15 protein-coding genes are annotated in these 19,401 nt (G+C 72.0%); 9 read left to right on the forward strand and 6 right to left on the reverse strand.

Annotated elements, in window-relative coordinates; genetic code table 11:
* Positions 1-33 precede the first annotated feature (33 nt).
* Complete coding sequence (locus tag DEJ50_RS29520) at positions 34-2,010, reverse strand: CASTOR/POLLUX-related putative ion channel (RefSeq protein WP_150211113.1); 1,977 nt, start codon at positions 2,008-2,010, stop codon at positions 34-36.
* Between the two features lie 204 nt (positions 2,011-2,214).
* Here DEJ50_RS29520 and DEJ50_RS29525 point away from each other — a divergent pair, with 204 nt between their 5' ends.
* Both DEJ50_RS29525 and DEJ50_RS29530 read left to right on the forward strand, forming a co-directional pair.
* Positions 2,215-2,772 (forward strand): PadR family transcriptional regulator, encoded by a 558-nt coding sequence (locus DEJ50_RS29525; protein WP_150211114.1) that lies wholly within the window; start codon positions 2,215-2,217, stop codon positions 2,770-2,772.
* 34 nt (positions 2,773-2,806) lie between these two features.
* Positions 2,807-4,531: an acyl-CoA dehydrogenase family protein gene (locus DEJ50_RS29530; RefSeq protein ID WP_150211115.1), complete on the forward strand. Its 1,725-nt coding sequence runs from the start codon at positions 2,807-2,809 to the stop codon at positions 4,529-4,531.
* A 78-nt stretch (positions 4,532-4,609) separates the two neighbouring features.
* Here DEJ50_RS29530 and katG read toward each other — a convergent pair whose 3' ends face one another.
* Positions 4,610-6,832 carry a catalase/peroxidase HPI gene (katG, locus tag DEJ50_RS29535; protein WP_150211116.1) on the reverse strand — a complete coding sequence of 741 codons (2,223 nt, stop codon included), beginning with the start codon at positions 6,830-6,832 and terminating at the stop codon, positions 4,610-4,612.
* Between the two features lie 142 nt (positions 6,833-6,974).
* Here katG and DEJ50_RS29540 point away from each other — a divergent pair, with 142 nt between their 5' ends.
* The 4 genes from DEJ50_RS29540 (at position 6,975) to DEJ50_RS29555 (ending at position 9,342) form a co-directional block, all read left to right on the forward strand.
* Positions 6,975-7,385, forward strand: coding sequence for a Fur family transcriptional regulator (locus DEJ50_RS29540; RefSeq protein WP_150211117.1), 411 nt, complete (start codon positions 6,975-6,977; stop codon positions 7,383-7,385).
* A 107-nt stretch (positions 7,386-7,492) separates the two neighbouring features.
* Entirely contained in the window at positions 7,493-7,900 is a 408-nt protein-coding gene (locus tag DEJ50_RS29545) for a YciI family protein (RefSeq protein WP_150211118.1), read from the forward strand.
* A gap of 44 nt (positions 7,901-7,944) precedes the next feature.
* Positions 7,945-9,090 (forward strand): RNA polymerase sigma factor, encoded by a 1,146-nt coding sequence (locus DEJ50_RS29550; RefSeq protein ID WP_150212434.1) that lies wholly within the window; start codon positions 7,945-7,947, stop codon positions 9,088-9,090.
* Between the two features lie 63 nt (positions 9,091-9,153).
* Positions 9,154-9,342: a DUF6381 family protein gene (locus DEJ50_RS29555; RefSeq protein ID WP_223837956.1), complete on the forward strand. Its 189-nt coding sequence runs from the start codon at positions 9,154-9,156 to the stop codon at positions 9,340-9,342.
* 70 nt (positions 9,343-9,412) lie between these two features.
* On the opposite strand, the gene DEJ50_RS29560 is transcribed toward DEJ50_RS29555, so the two are convergent.
* Positions 9,413-9,736 carry a hypothetical protein gene (locus DEJ50_RS29560; protein ID WP_150211120.1) on the reverse strand — a complete coding sequence of 108 codons (324 nt, stop codon included), beginning with the start codon at positions 9,734-9,736 and terminating at the stop codon, positions 9,413-9,415.
* Between the two features lie 184 nt (positions 9,737-9,920).
* Here DEJ50_RS29560 and DEJ50_RS29565 point away from each other — a divergent pair, with 184 nt between their 5' ends.
* Together DEJ50_RS29565 and DEJ50_RS29570 are read left to right on the forward strand one after the other, a co-directional pair.
* Positions 9,921-13,856 carry a Pls/PosA family non-ribosomal peptide synthetase gene (locus tag DEJ50_RS29565; protein ID WP_150211121.1) on the forward strand — a complete coding sequence of 1,312 codons (3,936 nt, stop codon included), beginning with the start codon at positions 9,921-9,923 and terminating at the stop codon, positions 13,854-13,856.
* A 43-nt stretch (positions 13,857-13,899) separates the two neighbouring features.
* Positions 13,900-15,309: a M1 family metallopeptidase gene (locus DEJ50_RS29570; protein ID WP_150211122.1), complete on the forward strand. Its 1,410-nt coding sequence runs from the start codon at positions 13,900-13,902 to the stop codon at positions 15,307-15,309.
* 29 nt (positions 15,310-15,338) lie between these two features.
* On the opposite strand, the gene DEJ50_RS29575 is transcribed toward DEJ50_RS29570, so the two are convergent.
* The 3 genes from DEJ50_RS29575 to DEJ50_RS29585 all read right to left on the reverse strand — a co-directional run bounded on the left by DEJ50_RS29575 (position 15,339) and on the right by DEJ50_RS29585 (position 17,866).
* Positions 15,339-15,920, reverse strand: coding sequence for a toxin (locus DEJ50_RS29575; RefSeq protein WP_150211123.1), 582 nt, complete (start codon positions 15,918-15,920; stop codon positions 15,339-15,341).
* Positions 15,917-16,378 carry a helix-turn-helix domain-containing protein gene (locus DEJ50_RS29580; protein WP_150211124.1) on the reverse strand — a complete coding sequence of 154 codons (462 nt, stop codon included), beginning with the start codon at positions 16,376-16,378 and terminating at the stop codon, positions 15,917-15,919. Before DEJ50_RS29580 ends, DEJ50_RS29575 begins: the two co-directional genes overlap by 4 nt.
* A gap of 297 nt (positions 16,379-16,675) precedes the next feature.
* Positions 16,676-17,866: an MAB_1171c family putative transporter gene (locus DEJ50_RS29585; RefSeq protein WP_150211125.1), complete on the reverse strand. Its 1,191-nt coding sequence runs from the start codon at positions 17,864-17,866 to the stop codon at positions 16,676-16,678.
* A 152-nt stretch (positions 17,867-18,018) separates the two neighbouring features.
* Here DEJ50_RS29585 and DEJ50_RS29590 point away from each other — a divergent pair, with 152 nt between their 5' ends.
* Positions 18,019-19,395, forward strand: coding sequence for a flavin-containing monooxygenase (locus DEJ50_RS29590; RefSeq protein WP_150211126.1), 1,377 nt, complete (start codon positions 18,019-18,021; stop codon positions 19,393-19,395).
* Positions 19,396-19,401 lie beyond the last annotated feature (6 nt).

Genomic DNA, 19,401 nt, shown 5'->3' on the forward strand with positions numbered 1-19,401 from the left:
GCCACCCCCACTCCGCTCTGCCAGGCCTTTTCCTCAGTCCTCGGCGAGGACGATCAGTGAGTCACCCTCGGTGAAGCGTACCCGCTGCCGCTTGTCCGGGTTGATCCGTACGCCGTAGTCGGGGCCGATGCAGGCCCGGGCGCCCAGGCGGTAGCCGACCGCGCAGGCACCGCGGCGGCGGGCCGCCTCGACTGCGGTGGCGAAGGTGAGGTCGACGCCGGTCCGGACGTAGTCCGCGGCCGGCTTCAGGTACAGCTCGTTGCCCTCCGCGCGGAAGAGTTCCTCGAAGACGTCGGCGAGGTGGCGGCTTTCCGAGATCTGGGTCATCAGGAGGCTGATCAGCCGGCCGCTGACGATGAAGTCGGCGCCTTCGCGGGCGGGTGCGAGAAGGCGGTTGCCGTCGTCTGACATTTCGGTGGTGAGGGCGAGTTCCCGGTCCGCGGTCTCCCCGATGGCCCGCAGGTGGAGCAGAGTGACCAGCGTCCGGTCGTCCGTCGAGGACTCCTCGGTGTGCTCGCCCATGACGATCACGCCGTCGTACCCGGGTACGTCCAGCTTGGCCAGCACCTCCGGATCGGTGATGTCTCCGCTGTGGAAGGACACTTCGAGGTGCCGGAGCTGTGATGCCGCACGGTCCCCTGCGCCGAGCGGTGTCGCGGCCGGGTCGAGGGCGACCACGTCCAGGATGCTTCCGGGGCCCACGTACTGGTCCAGCTGGGCCACGACCAGCGGAGCGCGGCGGTTCCAGCCGAGCAGGAGCAGGCGTTCGGCGAGCGGGGTCCGGGGGCCGGCCGCCGGGACGATCGCCGTCTCGTCCACGCAGCCGGCCATGTCCTCCCGTACGACCGTGTCGTCGTCCCGGGAGATGACGATGATCCGGTCGCTCGCGGCGATCGGGGTGCCCGGCTCCGGGTTGAGTGCGACGCGGCCGTCGGCGTGCAGCAGGCCGACCGCCGAGGAGGTGGCGAAGGACAGCAGGGCCTCGCCGAAGGTACGGCCCGCGAGCTCCTCCGCGCCGGTGGAGTAGAACTCGTCGCCCGCGAAATCCAGGAGCTCCTGGTACACCAGGGAGAGGCCGGGCTGACGGGCGGTCTGGACGAGGAGCCGGGCCACGATGTCGTCCACGCACAGGACGTGCCCGCCCCGTCCGGCGGCCAGCCTGGCGGTCAGGTGATTGCGGGCGTCGCGGACGGCGGCGACCACCACCGCGCCGCAGGTGTCCGGGACGGCTGCGCCGAGGGCGAGCAGGGTCTTCACCACCTGGGCGTCACCCGCGTTGCCCAGGTCACCGGCCCGGCCCGGGTGTGCGGTGTCCGCGCCGGCGGGGGCGCCGGCATCCCCCTCGGCGGGGAGGACCAGCACGGCCTGGGCCGTCTGCGGGCTCACCCGGCACAGTTCGGCGGGGTCGGTGGTGCTGCCGTTGCGGCAGATGATCCGCGTCCTGCCGCGGTCCCGGTCGGTGAAGCGGGTGGCGATCTCGTCCTCCATCTCCACCTTGTCCTTCGGGGCGAGGACGGCGATGGCCGACCGGCGCTGGTTGGCGTTGGCCGCCACCAACTCCCCGACCACCGGGAAGACCTGGTCGGACCAGCCCAGGACCACGGTGTGCCCGGTCTCCAGCACGGTCGAGTGGCCGAGGCGCAGCGACATGATCCGCCGGTTGATGCCGGTGGTGATCAGACTGACCAGGGTGGACACGAAGAGCAGGGCGACCAGCGCGAGCGAGACGGAGGCGAGCACATGTACGGGCGAGCCGAGCGCGCCCCCGATCTTGAGGGTCTGCCCGACGCTGGCCCACACCGCCGCGAGCCGTCCGGAGAGGGTGGCCGGGGCCGAGGGATCGGACCAGACGAGGACCGCGCTCGCCGGGACCACCACGGCGAGGCAGGCCAGGGCGAACCAGCCGATCAGCGCGGCGGTTCCGCCCGCCACCAGATTGTCGAACCGGTACCGGAGCCGCAGGCGGAGTGACGCCGATGCCGACGTGGACGGGGGGTGGTGCTGCGCCATGCAAGCTCCCGGGCATGAGACGCGCCAGTCGGGCGGCTGCCCGCCGCCCTCGTGATCACCCTAGGGAATTCCCGGCGGCCCTCCGGCCGGGAGGAGCACGGCCTCACCCGGAGGTATGAAACCGCACGGCGCAGCGCGTGAGCCGTGTCTCACCCGGCCGGTGGCGCTTGTCTATGCAACGAGTTGCATAGAAGGATTCGGGGCATGGCGCTTGAGCACGCGATCCTTGTCTCCCTGCTGGAGAAGCCGGGCTCCGGATACGAGCTGGCCCGCAGGTTCGACCGGTCCATCGGATACTTCTGGACCGCGACCCACCAGCAGATCTACCGCGTGCTCAAACGCATGGAGGGTGACGGCTGGATCGACGTCCGCGATGTGCCGCAGCAGGCGCGGCCGGACAAGAAGGAGTACTCCGTCACCGCCGCCGGCCGGGACGCGCTCTCCGCCTGGCTGCACGAGCCGATCCAGCCCGACAGCGTCCGGCACGAGCTCGCGGTGAAGATCCGCGGCGCCGCCTTCGACGACCCGGCCGCCCTGATCCGCGAGGTCGAGCGGCACCACCGGGAGCACGCCGGCCGGCTGACCCACTACCTCGCGGGGGAGCTGCGCGACTTCACCGGGCCGGAGGCCCCCGCCGGGGCGGGCGACGCCGGACGGGAGCTCCAGCACGTCGTGCTCCGCGGCGGCATCGCCTACGAGCGCATGACCCTCGCCTGGCTGGAGGACGTCCTCGCCACCCTCCGCCGTCTCGCCGCGTCCTGACCCCTCGATCCCCCGACCCGAAAGGCGAACCTCCATGACCGACCCGCTGCTGTTCAACCCGCACACCTACGACCCCGCGCACTTCGATCCCGAGACCCGCCGGCTGCTGCGGGCCACCGTCGACTGGTTCGAGGAGCGCGGCAAGCGCCGGCTGATCGAGGACTACCGCTCCCGCGCCTGGCTGGCGGACTTCCTCGACTTCTCCGCGAAGGAGGGGCTCTTCGCGACCTTCCTGACCCCGGCGCCGGCCGCCGGTCCGGAGGAGGCGGACAAGCGCTGGGACACCGCCCGGATCGCCGCCCTCAACGAGATCTTCGGGTTCTACGGCCTCGACTACTGGTACGCCTGGCAGGTCACCATCCTCGGCCTGGGCCCGGTCTGGCAGAGCGACAACGCCGCCGCCCGCGACCGCGCCGCCGAACTCCTGCGCGAGGGCGAGGTGTTCGCCTTCGGCCTGTCCGAGAAGACTCACGGCGCCGACATCTACTCCACCGACATGCTGCTGGCGCCCGATGGTGAAGGCGGCTTCCGCGCCACCGGCTCCAAGTACTACATAGGCAACGGCAACAAGGCCGGGCTGGTGTCCGTCTTCGGCCGCCGCACCGATGTCGAAGGCCCCGACGGCTATGTCTTCTTCGCCGCCGACAGCCGCCACCCGGCGTACCACGTGGTCAAGAACGTGGTCGACTCCTCCAAGTACGTCAGCGAGTTCCGCCTGGAGGACTATCCGGTGGCCGCCGAGGACGTCCTGCACACCGGCCGGGCCGCTTTCGACGCCGCCCTCAACACCGTCAACGTCGGCAAGTTCAACCTCTGCACCGCCTCGATCGGCATCTGCGAGCACGCGATGTACGAGGCCGTCACCCACGCGCACCACCGGATCCTCTACGGCCGGCCGGTCACCGCCTTCCCGCACGTGCGCCGCGAGCTGGCCGACGCCTACGTCCGCCTCGTCGGGATGAAGCTCTTCAGTGACCGGGCCGTGGACTACTTCCGTTCGGCCGGTCCCGACGACCGCCGCTACCTGCTCTTCAACCCGATGACGAAGATGAAGGTGACCACGGAGGGCGAGAAGGTCATCGACCTGATGTGGGACGTCATCGCGGCCAAGGGCTTCGAGAAGGACACCTACTTCGCCCAGGCGGCCGTCGAGATCCGCGGCCTGCCCAAGCTGGAGGGCACGGTCCACGTCAACCTCGCGCTGATCCTCAAGTTCATGCGCAACCACCTGCTGGAGCCGGCCGAGTACCCGGCCGTGCCGACCCGTCTCGACGCGGCCGACGACGCGTTCCTGTTCCGCCAGGGACCGGCCCGCGGACTGGGCTCCGTACGCTTCCACGACTGGCGCCCCGCCTTCGATGCGTACGCCGCCCTGCCGAACGTCGCGCGCTTCCGCGAACAGGCCGACGCCCTCTGCGAGTTCGTCCGCACCGCCGCCCCCGGTGAGGAGCAGAGCCGCGACCTCGACCTGCTCCTGGCAGTGGGCCAGCTGTTCGCCCTGGTCGTCCACGGCCAGCTGATCCTGGAGCAGGCTGGGCTGACCGGCCTGGACGAGGACGTGCTCGACGAGCTGTTCTCGGTCCTGGTCCGCGACTTCTCCGCGCATGCCGTCGAGCTGTACGGCAAGGACTCCGCCACCGCCGAGCAGCAGGACTGGGCGCTCGGCGCGGTCCGCCGCCCGGTGGTCGACGCCGACCGTGCGGCCCGTGTCTGGGCGCGGGTGGAGGCGCTGGCGGGCGCGTACGAGATGGCCCCGTAGCCGTAGCCGTAGCAGCCTCCGGGCCGGGTCCGCCGCGGCGGACCCGGCCCGGTCAGGCGTGGCCGGTCAGGCGGCCGGTCAGATGTCGAACCGGTCGAGGTCCATGACCTTGGCCCAGGCCGCGACGAAGTCGGTCACGAACTTCTCCTTCGCGTCGTCGCTCGCGTAGACCTCCGCCAGGGCCCGCAGCTCGGAGTTCGAGCCGAAGACCAGGTCGGCACGGGTGCCGGTCCACTTGACCGCGCCGGTGACATCGTCGCGGCCCTCGAAGGTGGTCTGGTCCTCGGAGACCGGGGTCCAGGTCGTGCCCAGGTCGAGCAGGTTGACGAAGAAGTCGTTCGTCAGCGCGCCGGGGGTGTCGGTGAGGACGCCCAGCTTCGAGTCCTGGTAGTTCGCACCCAGCACGCGCAGGCCGCCGACGAGGACGGTCAGCTCCGGGGCGGACAGGGACAGCAGGTTCGCCTTGTCGACCAGCAGGAACTCGGCCGGCAGGCGGTTGCCCTTGCCGAGGTAGTTGCGGAAGCCGTCGGCGACCGGCTCCAGCGCCGCGAAGGACTCGACGTCGGTCTGGTCCTGCGAGGCGTCCACGCGGCCCGGGGTGAAGGGCACCTCGACCTCGTGGCCCGCGTTCCTGGCGGCCTGCTCCACGGCGGCGGCACCGGCCAGCACGATCAGGTCGGCCAGGGAGACCTGCCCGCCACCGGACCGGCCGGCGTTGAAGGACTCCCGGACGCCCTCCAGGGTGCGCAGCACCGTGGCGAGCTGGTCGGGCTCGTTGACCTCCCAGCCGGCCTGCGGCTGGAGGCGGATCCGGGCGCCGTTGGCGCCGCCGCGCTTGTCGCTGGAGCGGAACGAGGAGGCCGCGGCCCAGGCCACGGAGACCAGCTGGGACACCGACAGGTCCGTGCCGAGGATCTGCTCCTTGAGGGCGGCGACGTCCGCGGCGCCGATCGGCTCGCCGGTACGGGCCGGCAGCGGGTCCTGCCACAGCAGGGTCTCGGTCGGGACCTCGGCGCCGAGGTAGCGGACCACCGGGCCCATGTCGCGGTGGGTCAGCTTGAACCAGGCGCGGGCGAAGGCGTCCGCGAACTGGTCCGGGTTCTCCAGGAAGCGGCGCGAGATCTGCTCGTAGGCCGGGTCGAAGCGGAGCGACAGGTCCGTGGTGAGCATGGTCGGGAGGTGCTTCTTCGACGGGTCGTACGCGTCGGGGATGACGGCCTCGGCGTCCTTGGCCACCCACTGGTGGGCGCCGGCCGGGCTGCTGGTCAGCTCGTACTCGTACCCGAAGAGGTTCTCGAAGAAGTTGTTGCTCCACCGGGTCGGCGTCGCGGTCCAGGTGACCTCGAGACCGCTGGTGATGGTGTCGGCACCCTTGCCGGAGCCGTGGCTGCTGGTCCAGCCGAAGCCCTGCGCCTCCAGCGGGGAGGCCTCGGGGTCGGCGCCCACGCTGTCCGCCGGGCCCGCGCCGTGGGTCTTGCCGAAGGTGTGGCCGCCCGCGATCAGGGCGACCGTCTCCTCGTCGTTCATCGCCATCCGGCGGAACGTTTCCCTGATGTCGCGCGCGGCGGCGACCGGGTCCGGGTTGCCGTTGGGGCCCTCCGGGTTGACGTAGATCAGGCCCATCTGCACCGCGCCGAGGGGGTTCTCCAGCTCCCGGTCACCGGTGTAGCGCTCGTCGCCGAGCCAGGTGGTCTCGGGACCCCAGTACACGTCCTCGTCGGGCTCCCAGACGTCCGCGCGACCGCCGCCGAAACCGAAGGTCTCGAAGCCCATCGACTCCAGGGCGACATTGCCCGCGAGGATCATGAGGTCGGCCCACGAGAGGTTCCGGCCGTACTTCTTCTTGACCGGCCACAGCAGACGGCGGGCCTTGTCGAGGTTGGCGTTGTCCGGCCAGCTGTTGAGCGGGGCGAAGCGCTGCTGGCCGGCCCCGGCGCCGCCGCGGCCGTCGCTGATCCGGTAGGTGCCGGCGCTGTGCCAGGCCATGCGGATCATAAACGGGCCGTAGTGGCCGAAGTCGGCGGGCCACCAGTCCTGAGAGGTCGTCAGTACCTCGGCTATGTCCTGTTTGACCGTCGGCAGGTCGAGGGTGCCGAAGGCCGCCGCATAGTCGAATTCCGCGCCGAGGGGGTTGGCCACGGCCGGATTCTTGGCGAGGATCTTCAGGTTGAGCCGCTCCGGCCACCACTGGCGGTTTCCGCCGCCCTGCGTCGGGTGCGCCGCGCGCGCGTGCGGGACCGGGCAACCGCCCCCGCCCTCCGCCTTCGCGTCGGCGACGATTGCTTCATGGTTCTCAGACATGGGAATCCTTCCGGACCGGGCGGTGCCGTACTGGGGTGTTCCTGTGACTTGGATCTCAACCAAGGCGATCCTACGATGGACGGAATCCAAGTCAAGACGAATGCCAATTCCGTATCCCCTCGGCCTGAATGGGTGAACCGATATGAGCGATCTGCTGGCGCGATTGCGAGGACGTGGCTGGCGGATGACCTCCCAGCGGCGGGTCGTCGCGGAGGTCCTCGACGGCGACCATGTCCACCTCACGGCTGACGAGGTGCACGCCCGCGCGGTCCGGCGGCTGCCCGAGATCTCCCGGGCGACCGTCTACAACGCCCTCGGCGAGCTGGTCGCCCTCGGCGAGGTCGCCGAGGTCTCCACCGACGGCCGCGCCAAGCGCTACGACCCCAATGGGCACCACCCGCACCAGCACCTGGTCTGCACCGGCTGCGGCCTGATCCGTGACGTCCACCCGACCGGCGACCCGCTGGCCGCCCTCCCGGCGGGGGAGCGGTTCGGGTTCACGGTGTCCGGGGCCGAGGTCACCTACCGTGGCCTGTGCCCGGACTGCGCCTGAAAAACTTCCGGCGGTTCCGGCCGGCGATGTCGAGAACCCGCGGCCGGCTCCGTCCCCGCAGTGAACGCGACCGGAAAGGGTCGCACCCAGCACCGAGGAGCACCACCATGGCCAAGTACCTGCTGCTCAAGCACTACCGCGGCGCCCCGGCGGCGGTCAACGACGTGCCCATGGACCAGTGGAGGCCGGAGGAGATCTCGGCCCACGTCCAGTACATGCGCGACTTCGCGGACCGGCTGGAGAAGACCGGCGAGTTCGTCGACGGTCAGGCGCTCGCACCCGAGGGTGCGTGGGTCCGGTACGACGGTGAGGGGCGCCCGCCGGTCACCGACGGCCCGTTCGCCGAGACCAAGGACCTCATCGCCGGCTGGATGGTGATCGACGTCGACACCTACGAGCGCGCCGTCGAACTCGCCGGGGAGCTGTCGGCCGCCCCCGGGGCGGGCGGCAAGCCGATCCACGAGTGGCTGGAGCTGCGCCCGTTCCTGTCCGCGCCGCCCACCGTCACCGAGTGACCTCACCGATGCACCAGGCACCGGACGGGCCACTGGACGGGGCACTGGACGAAGCGTTGCTCCGGAGCCTCACGCCGGGCGTGCTCGGCATCCTCGTCCGCCGCGGAGCCGACTTCGCGGCGGCCGAGGACGCCGTACAGGAGGCGCTGGTGGAGGCGGTCCGGGTCTGGCCGGCCGACCCGCCGCGGGACCCGAAGGGCTGGCTGGTCACCGCGGCCTGGCGGAAGTTCCTCGACGCGACCCGGGCGGACACCGCCCGGCTGCGCCGCGAGGACCGGGTCCACGAGGAGCCGCCGCCCGGGCCCGCCCCCTCCGTGGACGACACGCTCCGGCTGTACTTCCTGTGCGCCCACCCGTCCCTGACCCCGTCGTCGGCGGTCGCGCTCACCCTGCGCGCCGTCGGCGGCCTGACCACCCGCCAGATCGCCCGGGCGTACCTGGTGCCGGAGGCGACCATGGCGCAGCGGATCAGCCGCGCCAAGCGCACCGTCTCCGGTGTGCGGTTCGACCGGCCCGGCGATGTCGCCACCGTGCTGCGCGTCCTCTACCTGGTCTTCAACGAGGGCTACTCCGGCGACATCGACCTCGCCGCCGAGGCCATCCGGCTCACCCGGCAGCTCGCGGCTGTGATCGACCACCCCGAAGTGGCGGGCCTGCTCGCCCTCATGCTGCTCCACCACGCCCGGCGCGCCGCCCGGACCGCGCCCGACGGCAGCCTGGTGCCGCTGGCCGAGCAGGACCGCGGCCGGTGGGACACCGGGGCGATCGCCGAGGGCGTCGGGATCCTGCAGGCGGCCCTGGCCCGCGACCGGCTCGGCGAGTTCCAGGCCCAGGCCGCCATCGCGGCCCTCCACGCCGACGCCCGTACCGCCGCGGAGACCGACTGGGTACAGATTGCCGAGTGGTACGACGAGCTCGTGCGGCTGACCGACAGCCCGGTCGTCCGGCTCAACCGCGCGGTGGCCGTCGGCGAGGCCGACGGACCGCGGGCCGGGCTGGCGGCGCTCGCGGGCCTGGACGCCACCCTGCCCCGCCACACGGCGGTGGCGGCCTACCTCCACGAGCGCGACGGCGATCTGGCGACGGCGGCCCGGCTGTACGCCGAGGCCGCCCACCAGGCGTCCAACCTCGCCGAGCGGGACCACCTGACGCGCCAGGCCGCCCGGCTCAATGCGCGCCGGAGCCGCTGACGCGTTTCGGGCGGCGGGCGGCGGGCAGCCGCCATGGAGGGGGCGAGCCCTGAGGTGGTGACGATGAACAGGTCGGAGGAACGCGAGGGAGCCGCGCGGAACATGCGCGACAAGGCTCAGGAACTGGAACAGGAGGCGGTACACACCACGGACCCGGCCGAACACGACCGGCTGATGAACAAGGCACGGCGGATCCGGGAGAAGAGCGAGCGGGTGAACGGACCGGGCGCGGGGACCATGGACCCGATGTGAGCACCGATTCCATGTGAGCGATGCCCTTCAGGGGGCAGCCAGGTCACCCGGGCCACCCACGTCACCCACGTCACTCCACGAAGCCGCTGCACTCCGTGCGCTCGTTCCCCTGCGAGACGGTGTACTTGGCGTTCTCCACGTTCAGCATCACGAACCCGCCGTCGTCGCCCATCCGGAACTGCCCGCCGGCCGCGGTCGGTGAGGACAGGAACGCCGAGACGCCCGGCTGGAACCCGCCGCCCGAAAGGTGCACCTTCCCGTTCTCGAGGACACCCGAGATGGAGCAGGTGGCCAGCGGGGCCGCCACGGCGGAGCCCGCCAGGGCGACCGGGGCGAGGGCCAGCACGCCCGCCGCCAGGGGGGTGAACAGGGTGAGGCGTGTACGTCGGTTCATCGTTCCTCCTCCCACAGGGGAGATCACCGTCCCCTTCATGGTCTCCCGCCCCGCCGGGGGTGTCGAACGCGAACCGGCCGTTTCCCCGGCCGTTTCCCCGCCACGCGCAAGGGTTCAACGAGAAAATTCTTGATGGCGTACTAAGCTGGCGGGTTGTTCGACGCTGGACGAGACGCGAGGGCCCATGTCAGTGACACCTGAGCGCGGTGAACCCGCTCTGCTCGACGACGAGGACCCATACCTGCATGAGGTGCCCGAGCCGGAGGCAGAGCCCGAGCCGGGCAAGTCCGCCCGGTTCACCGCCAGGCCCGCCGCCCCGGCCCGCACCCTCCTCGACGTCTTCGAGGCCTCCGTACGGGCCCACCCCGACGAGCTCGCCCTGGACGACGGCACCACCCGGCTGACCTACCGGGCACTGGCCACCGAGGTCGAGCGCCGCCGGCGGGCACTGGCCGCCGCCGGTGTGGGCCTCGGCGACCGGGTCGGCGTCCGGGTGCCGTCCGGGACCAACGAGCTGTACGCGGCCATCCTCGCCGTGCTCGCCGCGGGGGCGGCCTATGTGCCGGTCGATGCCGAGGACCCGGACGAGCGGGCCGAACTGGTCTTCGGCGAGGCCGGGGTGCGCGCGGTGCTGGGCGCCGGACAGCGCATCGACACCGCCGGACCCGCACGGGCCGCCGCCCCCGCCGCGCGGCCCGGCCCGGAGCACGACGCGTGGATCATCTTCACCTCCGGCTCCACCGGCAAGCCCAAGGGCGTCGCCGTCAGCCACCGCAGCGCCGCCGCCTTCGTGGACGCCGAGGCCGCACTGTTCCTCACCGAGGAGCCCATCGGACCCGGCGACCGGGTCATGGCCGGCCTGTCCGTCGCCTTCGACGCCTCCTGCGAGGAGATGTGGCTGGCCTGGCGCTATGGCGCCTGCCTGGTGCCCGTACCCCGCTCCCAGGTGCGCAGCGGAGCCGACCTCGGCCCCTGGCTGGTGGAGCAGGAGATCACCGTGGTCTCCACGGTGCCGACCCTGGCCGCCCTCTGGGAGCCCGAGACCCTCAACGAGGTCCGGCTGCTGATCTTCGGAGGCGAGGCCTGCCCGCCCGAGCTCACCCAGCGCCTGGTCACCGAAGGCCGCGAGGTCTGGAACACCTACGGCCCCACCGAGGCCACCGTGGTCGCCTGCGCCGCGCTCCTGAGCGGAGCGGAGCCGATCAGGATCGGCCTGCCGCTGAACGGCTGGGAACTGGCCGTGGTCGACGAGTCCGGCGAACCGGTGCCGATGGGCGGCAGCGGCCAGCTGGTGATCGGCGGCGTCGGCCTGGCCCGCTACCTCGACCCCGAGAAGGACGCCGAGAAGTACGCCCCCCTGGAATCCCTGGGCTGGCAGCGCGCCTACCGCAGCGGCGACCTGGTCCGCGCCGAGCCGGAGGGGCTGGTCTTCCTCGGCCGCGCCGACGAGCAGATCAAGCTCGGCGGTCGCCGGATCGAGCTGGGCGAGGTGGACGCCGCGCTCCAGGCCCTGCCCTGCGTGGCCGGCGCAGCCGCCGCCGTACGCACCGCCCGCAGCGGCAACCAGCTGCTGGTGGGCTACCTGGTCACCCAGGAGGGCTGGGACCGCGCGGCGGCCGTGGAGCGGCTGCGCGCCGAACTGCCCGCCGCCCTGGTCCCGCTGCTCGCACCGGTCGCGGAACTGCCGACCCGCACCTCCGGCAAGGTGGACCGGGACGCGCTGCCCTGGCCGCTGCCCGGCCTGGAGACCACCGGCCCGGCCGAGCAGCTGTACGGCACCGAGGCCTGGCTGGCCGAGCAGTGGAGCGAGACCCTCGGCGTGGCCGTCACCGGCGCGACCGACGACTTCTTCGCCATCGGCGGCAACAGCCTCGCCGCGGCCCGGCTCACCACCCGGCTGCGCACCCGCTACCCCAGTGCCGCCGTCCTCGACATCTACCAGCAGCCCACCCTGCGCAAGCTCGCCCGGCGGCTGGAGAAGTCCGTCCAGGACGACGGAGCGGCCCGCACCGTCACCCCGGTACCGCTGCGGACCAAGGCGCTCCAGTGCCTCCTGCTGCTCCCGCTGTTCACCCTGGTCGGCCTGCGCTGGACGGTGGCCCTGCTGGCCCTGGGCAACGTACTGCACCTCTTCGGGCCCTACCCGTGGGCGCCGGCCGCCTCCTGGTGGGCGGTAGCCGCCGGCGCGGTACTGCTCTACAGCCCGCCGGGCCGGCTGGCGATCGCGGCCGGCGGCACCCGCCTGCTCCTGCGCGGGGTGACCGCAGGACGCCACCCGCGCGGCGGAAGCGTGCACCTGAGGCTCTGGACGGCCGAACGGCTGGCCGAATACGCCGGCGCGACCTCGCTCACCGGTTCCTGGCTGGAACGCTACGCCCGCGCCCTCGGCGCCAAGGTCGGCCCCGAGGTGGACCTGCACTCGCTGCCCCCGGTCACCGGCATGCTCAAACTCGGCCGCGGCTGCGCCGTGGAGTCCGAGGTGGACCTCAGCGGGCACTGGCTGGACGGAGACCGGCTGGTCATCGGCCCGGTCAAGGTCGGTGCGGGCGCGGTGGTCGGCACCCGCAGCATCCTCTTCCCCGGTGCCCGGGTCGGCAAGCGGGCCGAGGTGGCCCCCGGCTCCGCCGTCACCGGCCAGATCCCGACCGGCCAGCGCTGGGCCGGAGCCCCCGCCGGAAAACTCGGCAAGGCCAAGCACAACTGGCCCAGGGAGCGCCCGCCGCGCGGGCTCCACTGGCGGGCCGTGTACGGGGCCACCGGCTTCTGCCTGACCGCCCTGCCGCTCCTCGCCGCCCTGCCCGCCCTGCTGGTGGCGAGCCGGTTCGTCCCCGCCGGCGCCGGGCTCGCCGAGGCCCTGCACGGGGCGCTGCTCGCCGTGGTGCCCGCGGCGCTCGCCTTCGGTTTCGCGTACGCACTGCTGCTGCTGGCCGCCGTACGGCTGCTCAGCCTCGGCCTGCGGACCGGGAGCCATCCCACCCACAGCAGGGTCGGCTGGCAGGCCTGGGCCGTCACCCAGCTGATGGACCTGTCCCGGGAGACCCTGTTCCCGCTGTACGCCGGGCTGATCACCCCGGTGTGGCTGCGGCTGCTCGGTATGAAGATCGGCCGGGGCGCGGAGGTCTCCACCGTCCTCGCGCTGCCCAGCCTCACCACCGTCGGCGAGGGCGCCTTCCTCGCCGACGACACCCTGACCGCCCCCTATGAACTGGGCGGCGGCTGGATGCGGATCGGACCCTCCGAGATCGGCCGCCGGGCCTTCCTCGGCAACTCCGGCATGACCGCCCCCGGCCGCAGCGTCCCGGACGACGGGCTGGTCGGCGTGCTGTCCGCCACCCCCAAGAAGGCCAAGAAGGGCAGCTCCTACCTGGGCCTGCCGCCGGTCCGGCTGCCCCGGTCCACCGCCGACTCCGACCACAGCCGCACCTACGAGCCGCCCGCGCACCTGCTGTGGGCGCGCGGCCTGGTGGAGCTGTGCCGGCTCCTGCCCGTGTTCTGCTCGGCCGCGCTGGCCGTACTGACCGGGGCGGCGCTCTGCGCGCTGAGCACCACGGCCACCGCCGGGATCTGGGTCGCGGCACTGCTGTCCGGGGCGGTCCTGCTCGCCGCCGGCGTGCTGGCCTGCCTGGTCTCGGTGGCCGCGAAATGGCTGCTGGTGGGCCGGCACCGGGCCGGGGAGCACCCACTGTGGAGCGGGTTCGTCTGGCGCAACGAGCTGGCCGACACCTTTGTCGAGGTACTGGCCGTGCCGTGGCTGATCGGCTCGGTGCCCGGAACGCCCGTGCTGTCCCTGTGGCTGCGCGGGCTGGGCGCCCGGATCGGCCGCGGCGTGTGGTGCGAGAGCTACTGGCTGCCCGAGACGGACCTGGTGGAGCTGGGTGACGCGGTCAGCGTGAACCGGGGCTGTGTGGTGCAGACACACCTCTTCCACGACCGGATCTTGAGGACGGATACTGTGGTCCTCCGCGAGGGCGCCACCCTGGGCCCGGGCGGAATCGTCCTGCCCGGAAGCACGGTCGGAGCCCGCAGCACACTGGGCCCCGCCTCCCTCGTGATGGCCGGGGAATCAGTCCCCGCCGACACCCGCTGGCTGGGCAATCCGATCGAGGCGTGGCGGTCCTGAGAGGGCCACGGCGTACGAGCACAGTGCAGGAGCGGCAACGACAGTGACCGGCCAGACGACCGCGGCATCGGACCCGTACTTTCCGGCCAACGGCGACCCCCGTTACCGCGTGCACCGGTACGAACTCGCGCTGGACTACCGTCCCGGCCCCAACCGGCTGGCCGGGACGGCCCGGCTCAGCGCGATCGCCGGGCGGGCCCCGCTCACCGAGTTCCACCTCAACCTGGCCGAGTTCAAGACGGGCCGGATCCTGGTGAACGGCCGGGCCCCGCACTACACCCACCGCGGCGGCAGGCTCCGCATCCGGCCGGCCAAGCCGGTGCCCGCCGGGGCCGCCTTCACCGTGGAGGTGCACTGGGCGGGCAACCCGAAGCCGGTGCGCAGCCCCTGGGGCGGCCTCGGCTGGGAGGAACTGACCGACGGCGCGCTGGTGGCCAGCCAGCCGGTCGGCGCACCCTCCTGGTACCCGTGCAACGACCGGCCCGCCGACAAGGCCTCGTACCAGATCTCGGTCAACACGCCGTCCGCCTACACGGTGGTGGCCGGCGGCCGACTGCTCACCCGGACGACCAAGGCCAGCACCACCACCTGGGTGTACGAACAGTCCGCGCCGACCTCCAGCTATCTGGTCGGCCTGGCCATCGGCATGTTCCAGACGGTGCTGCTCGGTGACCCCGGGCTCGGCGGCGTCCCGCAGACCGCCCACGTGCCGGCGCACCTGCTGCCGCGGTTCTCCCGCGACTTCGCCCGGCAGCCCGCCATGATGCAGCTGTTCGAGGAACTGTTCGGGCCCTATCCCTTCGGCGAGTACACGGTGGTCGTCGCCGACGAGGAACTGGACGTCCCGGTGGAGGCGCAGGGCCTGTCCCTGTTCGGCACCAACCATGTGGACGGGGTCCGCGGTTCGGAGCGCCTGATCGCCCACGAACTGGCCCACCAGTGGTTCGGCAACAGCGTGAGCATCGCCGACTGGCGGCACATCTGGCTGAACGAGGGCTTCGCCAAGTACGCCGAATGGCTCTGGTCGGAGCGCTCCGGCGGCCGGACCGCGCACGAACAGGCGGCCCTGGCCCACCGGCTGCTGGCCGGCCGGCCGCAGGACCTGCGGCTGGCCGACCCGGGCCGGAAGCTGATGTTCGACGACCGCCTCTACCAGCGCGGCGGCCTGGTCATGCACGCGATCCGCTGCGCCCTCGGCGACACCGCGTTCTTCCGCATGCTGCGCGACTGGGCCACCGTGCACCGGCACGGGGTGGTGACCACCTTCGCCTTCACCACCCACCTGTCCCGCTACGCCGCCGAGCCGCTGGACGAGCTCCTCTCGGCCTGGCTGTACGAGCCCGCCCTCCCGCCGCTGCCCGCGCCGCCGCCCGCCCTCCCGCCGATACCGGCGAGGCCCGGCTACCCGCCGACGAACGGCGGCCCGGCAGGCCGCGGCAGAGCCTCGGCCTAAGGGGCGTCCGGCGCGGGGTTCCGGGCGGCTCAGATCAGGGTCCGCTCGATCCGGTCGAGCAGGGCGCTCTTTCCGGGATCCCCGGCGTCTCCTGCCTGCGCGGCCGGTGCCGTGTCCTGCCGCTGTCCGCTCGCGTTGCCCATCCGCTGCGCGAGCAGATAGGCGATGATCTCCGCTTCCTGCTCCTGGACGTCGTCGTAGGTGGCGCGCAGCAGCATGTCGCGTACGAGCTGGGGGTCGAGGTCCGGGAAGAGCAGGCGGGAGGCCGCCTCGTCGAGCCCGCCGGCACCGCGGTGGCAGCAGATGATGTGGCCCAGCTCGTGCAGGATGATGTGCTCCTGGTGCGCGCTGGTGGTGTTGGCGTCGTAGAAGATCAGGTCTTCCTCGCGTGCGGCCACCCACATGCCGCACGGATGGGACGCGGGCATCGGCATCTGGACCAGGGTGATCGGGCGGTTGCGCACCTCACCGAGGTGGTGGCACAGCCCGTTCACATCGGTCACCTTCGGCAGGTCGAGTTCGGCGATCCGCCGGGCGCCGGCCTTCCGGAGCTTCTTGAGCCGGCTGCGGCGGTCCTGATCGGCCGACCGGTCCTTCCAGGGGGCCTTCATTCGGGCTCGGAGGTGTCGGTGACCGGCGGCAGGCCCTGCATCTGCCGGTACTGGTCCATGATGGCCGTGATGGCCTGGAGGTTCTCCTTCTTCATCCCGGCCGCCCGCATGGCCACGGCGCGGACCCCGGACTGGCGCAGCGCCTCGATGGCGGCCACCTGGCCGAGGACCGACTCGGCGACGGTGTCGTCGAAGAAGTAGGCGACCGAAACGCCGAAGAAGCGGGCCAGGGCGGCCAGCAGGTCGGGGGAGGGGTTGGAGCGCTTGCCCGTCCGCAGCTGCGACAGGTACACGCCTCCGACCTTGAGCTCCGGATTGGCCCGCTTGAGCTCCTCCGCCACCTCGGCATTGGTCCAGTGCCGGCCCTTGGGACGGACCGTCTTGAACAGGTCGTCCAGGCGTACCGCGAGCAGGGGCCGGTCGTCGGCGGCCCCGGTCTCCGTTCCGGTCTCGGTCATGGTGAAACTTCCTCCCGTCACCTCCCCGGCATAGCTCTTGGCTATCCCGCAGTCTCATAGTTTAGCGGTCAGTTGACAATCGAGCCGAATTCCGCCAACGTTGGTGCTCGCCGAAAGCCGTCAGCCACCGTGGCTCAAGAGAGTCGCGAGACTGACCGCCGGCGACAACGGACTGGCCCGGCCCTCGGGGGATGGGCCGGGCCAGTCCGGCGCGGAGTCAGCCGTCCGACCCGATGAACACGGGGGACAGGGGATACCCGCCCGGTTTGACGGGGGATGCAAACCGGGCGGGAGCCCTCAACTCGCGCTGCCGAGCTTACTGTAGGCGGTCGCCACTTGGGTGAGCCAGGCGACCTCCGCCGGGAAATTGTTGGTATCGCGGTCGTCGAACGCGCCGGCGTCCTTGTTGTCCGGCGGGATGATGCCCGTCCGCTTGGCCTGGAGGGCCTGCCTGATCTGCGCCGCTTCGGCGAAGGCCTGCCGAACCTCCGTACCCGCAGCACCCGCCTCGGCACCCGCCTCGCCGGCCGGCCCGCCGGTGCCGGCGTGGCCGGTGCGCTCGATGTACGGGCGCAGGTCCCGCCATCCGTCACGTATCTCCACCACCCGCCGGTGCAGCCGGTAGTCCAGGTCGGACACCGAAGCGGACACCGAAGCCCCCGGCGGCTCCAGAGCGATGTCCGGGGAGGCCTCGTACAGGTCCCGCCAGAGCGGGTACAGCGCCCGGTACGACCGGTAGGCGTACGCCCACTCCAGGAGCCGGGCCGCCGAGGTGCCCCAGGAGGACATGGTCAGACTCAGCGAGAGGACCACGATGCCCGCCGCGCTGAAGACGGAGGCGCAGAGCTTCCACACGCCGATGTCGAGACCGGCCGCGGCGGTCAGGATGTTCACCGTCCTGGCCAGGCAGTACAGGAACAGCACCACCGCGGCGACGGAAAGCAGCCGCAGCGCCTGGCGCAGCGAGGCGTTGTCCGTCATCCGGGCGTAGGGGCCGCACTGGCGGAAGATCGTGACGCACGGAACCGCCTGGGAGACGATGAACGCCAGGAGGTAGGTGAGGACCAGCGGCTGCCCGCTGCCGGTGTCGAAGTCCGAAGCGGGCCGGCCGGGACCGCCGGCCAGCAGGAAGAGCGCCGTCAGGAGCAGGTTCAGCGCGATGCCGGTGGCCAGCCAGTAGCGCGTTCCGCGCGCCGCCGCCGCGCCGTCGGCCGCCCAGCGCAGCAGGATGATCTGGGCGGCGACGCAGAACGCGACCGCCGACAGGTGCATCAGCAGGATGGCCAGGTTGCCGACCCCCAGGAGGCTGCCGCCTCCCATGGCGACGGCCCCCATGGTGAAGGTCAGGCACTGGAGCAGCAGGGTGACGACCAGGGCGCGGTAGGCACTGTCCCGCCAACTGCGGCGGGCCTGGCACAGCCGGTACACGAGCGCGGCGTACGAGGACAGCGCTGCGACGGCGAAGCAGAGGGTTCTGACGGTGTTCACACCCAAGGGAAACACGAGTCCGGTGCCTCGGCCGGGCCGGCCGGAACCTTGATCGGTATCGTGAGGCCTTCCCGGGTGGTTCCGGTTTGGCTTCCGTACCGGGGAAGGCCAACTCCCGGTTCAAGGACGGATGGTGTTCTGTGGAGGGATCCATGGGCGGGTCGCGTGCTGTCGGTGCTCCCCCGGCCGCGACCGCGACCGTGTGCGTGATCGGCGCGGGCCTGTCGGGGCTGGCGACCGCACACGCACTCTCGGCCAGGGGCATCGGCTTCGTCTGCCTGGAGAAGGCGCCGGACGTCGGGGGGATATGGCGGCAGCCGGGGGCCGGTGAGCGGGGGCCCGGCTATCGGTCGCTCCACCTGAACACCGCCAAGGAGCTCACCGGTTACACCGCCTTCCCGATGCCGTCCGAGCTGCCCCTCTATCCCCGCCACAGCGATATCGCCGCCTATCTGCGGTCGTTCGCCGAGTGGGCCGGGCTGCTGCCCCGCATCGAACTGCGGACCGAGGTGCTCTCGGTACGGCAGGACCCGGACGGCGGCCCGGACGGCGGCTCTGTCGGCGACGCCGCCTCCTGGACGGTCACCAGCCGGGACGCCCGGGGAGAGGTGACGGAGCGGCGGTTCGACCGGGTGATCGTCGCTTCGGGCCACAACTCCGAACCGGCGCTGCCGAATCCGCTGCCACCGGGCTCCGACTCGTTCGCCGGAACGATTCTCCATTCGACGGACTACCACGACGGCAGCGACTTCGCCGGACAGCGGGTCATCGTCGTGGGGATGGGCGCATCGGGGGTGGACATCGCCGCGGACCTCTCCCGGCACGCCGCGCAGACCATGCTGTCCGTCCGCCGGGGGCTGCACGTCATGCCCAAGCAGCTCTTCGGCACCTCCGTGGACCTGATCGCCGGTGCGCCGTGGCTGGGCGAGATGCCCTTCGCGGAGCAGCAGCGGTTCGTGGAGCAGGCGCTGTTCGTGGCCCGGGGGAGGATGTCGGACTACGGCCTGCCCGAGCCCGACCACCCGGTCCTCGCCTCGGCCGTGACGATCTCGGACGAGATCCTCAGCCGGATCCGGCACGGCGGGGTGGTCCCCAAGCCCGCGATCGAATCCCTGGACGGCGGCAAGGTGTCCTTCACCGACGGGACTTCGGCGGAGGCGGACGCGATCGTCTACTGCACCGGATTCCGCATGGACTTCCCGTTCCTGCCCGCCGGGGGGCCCGGGGGCTCGCAGCAGCAGGCGGTGACCCTGTACAAGCGGGTGGTCGACGCCGAACGGCCCGGCCTGTACTTCGTCGGTCTGATCCGGCCGATGGGCTCCATCACGCGCCTGGTGGAGGCCCAGTCGCAGTGGGTGGCACGGATCATCGACGGCGACGTCACCCTGCCGCCCGCATCCGCCATGCGCGAGGAGATCGGCACGTACCTCAGCGGGATCGAGGCCCGCTACGGGCGGACGGAGGGTGCTTCGATCCAGGTGGACGTCGGCGCCTACCTGCGGGATCTGCGGGAGTCACAGGACGCATAGGGCCCG

The sequence above is a fragment of the Streptomyces venezuelae genome, assembly GCF_008642295.1.
Taxonomy (GTDB): domain Bacteria; phylum Actinomycetota; class Actinomycetes; order Streptomycetales; family Streptomycetaceae; genus Streptomyces; species Streptomyces venezuelae_C.

What these genes read in the sequence shown, in the direction of transcription:
- DEJ50_RS29520 (WP_150211113.1), bottom strand. Translation starts at nt 2,010, where the DNA reads ATGGCGCAGCACCACCCCCCGTCCACGTCGGCATCGGCGTCACTCCGC.
- DEJ50_RS29525 (WP_150211114.1), top strand. Translation starts at nt 2,215, where the DNA reads ATGGCGCTTGAGCACGCGATCCTTGTCTCCCTGCTGGAGAAGCCGGGC.
- DEJ50_RS29530 (WP_150211115.1), top strand. Translation starts at nt 2,807, where the DNA reads ATGACCGACCCGCTGCTGTTCAACCCGCACACCTACGACCCCGCGCAC.
- katG (WP_150211116.1), bottom strand. Translation starts at nt 6,832, where the DNA reads ATGTCTGAGAACCATGAAGCAATCGTCGCCGACGCGAAGGCGGAGGGC.
- DEJ50_RS29540 (WP_150211117.1), top strand. Translation starts at nt 6,975, where the DNA reads ATGAGCGATCTGCTGGCGCGATTGCGAGGACGTGGCTGGCGGATGACC.
- DEJ50_RS29545 (WP_150211118.1), top strand. Translation starts at nt 7,493, where the DNA reads ATGGCCAAGTACCTGCTGCTCAAGCACTACCGCGGCGCCCCGGCGGCG.
- DEJ50_RS29555 (WP_223837956.1), top strand. Translation starts at nt 9,154, where the DNA reads ATGAACAGGTCGGAGGAACGCGAGGGAGCCGCGCGGAACATGCGCGAC.
- DEJ50_RS29560 (WP_150211120.1), bottom strand. Translation starts at nt 9,736, where the DNA reads ATGAACCGACGTACACGCCTCACCCTGTTCACCCCCCTGGCGGCGGGC.
- DEJ50_RS29565 (WP_150211121.1), top strand. Translation starts at nt 9,921, where the DNA reads ATGTCAGTGACACCTGAGCGCGGTGAACCCGCTCTGCTCGACGACGAG.
- DEJ50_RS29575 (WP_150211123.1), bottom strand. Translation starts at nt 15,920, where the DNA reads ATGAAGGCCCCCTGGAAGGACCGGTCGGCCGATCAGGACCGCCGCAGC.
- DEJ50_RS29580 (WP_150211124.1), bottom strand. Translation starts at nt 16,378, where the DNA reads ATGACCGAGACCGGAACGGAGACCGGGGCCGCCGACGACCGGCCCCTG.
- DEJ50_RS29590 (WP_150211126.1), top strand. Translation starts at nt 18,019, where the DNA reads ATGGGCGGGTCGCGTGCTGTCGGTGCTCCCCCGGCCGCGACCGCGACC.